The organism is Lawsonibacter hominis (assembly GCF_014287895.1).
GTDB lineage: Bacteria > Bacillota > Clostridia > Oscillospirales > Oscillospiraceae > Lawsonibacter_A > Lawsonibacter_A hominis.
Genome location: NZ_JACOPP010000066.1, coordinates 1 through 2,398 on the forward strand (window position 1 = coordinate 1; position 2,398 = coordinate 2,398).

Genomic DNA, 2,398 nt, shown 5'->3' on the forward strand with positions numbered 1-2,398 from the left:
TCGATTTCTTCCCGGCGCTGTTGAACGATCTCGTCCGCTCGTTTCTGCTCTTTGAAGTAAACTGCCACCGCCAGAAACACAATGACCGGCGCAAGGATCGGGAAAATCAGAAGGGCCGGGATAATCAGCAGAGCAATCAGCCCAGCCTTTACCCAGGCCGCCGCAATATAGGTTTCTGGGGACATTTTAATTTCAGCGGATTTCAACTGCGCCTCCAGCTTCTTCCGCTTATAGTTGTCCAGATGTACCAGTGGCGAAAGCCGCGCCGCCATATCGAACAGGACAGCGTTGATGCTGCCTTTCTGGGACTTCCCTCGGCTCGTTACGGTCAGAACCGCCTTTGTGCTTGCGGAAGTCGGCAGCCGGAGCAGCCCAGCCAATAAAAAGAACGCTCCCAGGCCAAAGAGCGTCCCAAAGCATAGTAAAATGAGATACAAAACTCGCGTCACCTCAATTCTTTGTAATAGAGCCGTTTGGGGCCGGTGTTGCGGCTGTCGGCTCTGGGGCGCCCCGGCACATTCCAGTTCCCGCCGCCTCGCAGTCCCGGCGCACATTGCCAGCCGGAAGCCCGCAGGCTGGCTCCGTTTTCGGTTGCCAGGGTGTAGGTGATGATTTTCTGATAGCCCATCAGTTTCGCAATCCGGGCGCACCGGCTGTAAAGGAAGCTGCACCCGTTGGCGATACCATCGGTGCAAAGCCGGGTCACTTCCGCTGTTTTCCCATCATCCAGTCGGCGGGCAACGGGGCGCCCCACAATCGCAACTCCATGAACGGCGTCCAGATCGTCTGCGACAGCTACGCAGAATTTACAGCCCTGCACACGACCGTTGTGGCGGTGGTGCTTTTCAATAAAAGCGTTTGCTTCTCGCAAAGTGATCGAAATAATCTTCGTAGCATTCGCCTCCCAATAAAAAACGCCCACCAGATGGTGAGCGTTTTGGGTCAAGTGTCTTTTCTTAAAATATCCAAGTATTCAGAGTATGCGTAAATGCGTGTTTTTCCAGCCTGTTCACTTTGTTTCAGGATTCCTTTTCCCTCCAGAACGGCCACGGCTCTTGCAACTGTATTGTAAGCCACATCTAAAGCCTGAGAGGTTTTTTTGATTTCAATGATTGGATTGGCCTCTAAATAAGCAAACAGTCTTTTTAATGTATCAGCCTGCCGTTTTGCCACACCGTCCATGAGCAGCACCATATTTTTATCATGCAAGGCTGTCAGTTGGTCGATTGTGTGGATGGCATCCTCCGCCGATTCCATGACTGCCTGCAAAAAGAAGTTAATCCATTGCTCATAGTTTCCTTTCCGACGAACCTCTGTCATGCGGTCATAGTATTCGATGCGGTTCCGTTTTAGGAAGTAAGAGATATACAGCGCCGGAGTCGTCAAAATCTTCTTTTCCATCAGGAACAGGGTAATTAGAAGCCGTCCCACACGCCCATTTCCGTCCAAAAAGGGATGGATGGTTTCAAACTGATAGTGGATCAGTGCTGCACGAACCAGAGGGTCCAGACCATCCTCCGAGTTCATGTATTTCTCCAAATCTGAGATGGCTTCATTCATATCCTCTGGATTGGGCGGAATATATCTTGCGTTTTTCAGTGTGCTGCCTTGGCCGCCAATCCAGTTCTGAGAGTATCGGAACTCACCGGGATTTTTTTCTTGCCCCCTGACACCTTCCATCAGTACCGCATGGGTTTCCTTTATCAAACGGTTACACAGCGGAAGCTCCTGAAGGCGTTTTATGGCAAATTCGCTCGCTTTAATGTAGTTGATGACATCCGCCACATTCCGATTGGCATTTTCGTCCAGAAGCGGGTCAAGTACATCATCAAGCGTCGCCTGTGTACCTTCAATCTGCGAGGACAAAAGCGCTTCTTTCCGCACATACATGGAAACAAATAAGTCCATGTTTGGAATACGGGTGGCAAGTCCCTCCAAAAGTGCAAGCTGCCGGTTTGCCTGTATTAAAAGGGTTAAGCCCTCATTTCCTAAATCAACGGGCGGTGCAGGTGGCAGCGGAGCTGGGACAAATGATTGATAGGCCATCTCACCGGACAGATTTGACTTGAAATAGCCTGCTCGATTTTCCAAAACCTTCAACTCCTTTCGCATTTTCAAAATCACAAGTGGAAATTTCAATGCTTATTATACCACTTTTATTTCCACTAATCAATAAAAACGGAAATACAGGTTACTTCATATTTCCGCAAAATGCGACTAACGGAGTTTTCTGGCTGGGTTTCACGATGGATATTTCCACTTATCGTTTGTATTCCACAGGCTTGGTGAGCCGGATCACCGCCGCAAACGAGATCAGCAGCACCAGCAGACACACCGCCAGAATCCCTTTGCCAAAGCCCGTATTTACAAGCACATCGTACCAGTCTTTATTCAGGAA

Annotated in this window: 2 protein-coding genes and 1 pseudogene; all 3 read right to left on the bottom strand. The window is 49.6% G+C overall.

What is annotated here, in order from left to right:
- A pseudogene (locus H8S57_RS16700) lies at positions 1 to 437 on the bottom strand (secretion protein F); the annotation flags it as partial.
- 8 nt (positions 438 to 445) lie between these two features.
- Entirely contained in the window at positions 446 to 946 is a 501-nt protein-coding gene (locus H8S57_RS16705; protein ID WP_440131172.1) for an XF1762 family protein, read from the bottom strand.
- Complete coding sequence (locus tag H8S57_RS16710) at positions 943 to 2,091, bottom strand: Fic family protein (RefSeq protein WP_186909081.1); 1,149 nt, start codon at positions 2,089 to 2,091, stop codon at positions 943 to 945. The genes H8S57_RS16705 and H8S57_RS16710 overlap by 4 nt, the downstream gene beginning before the upstream one ends.
- Between the last annotated feature and the right edge of the window lie 307 nt (positions 2,092 to 2,398).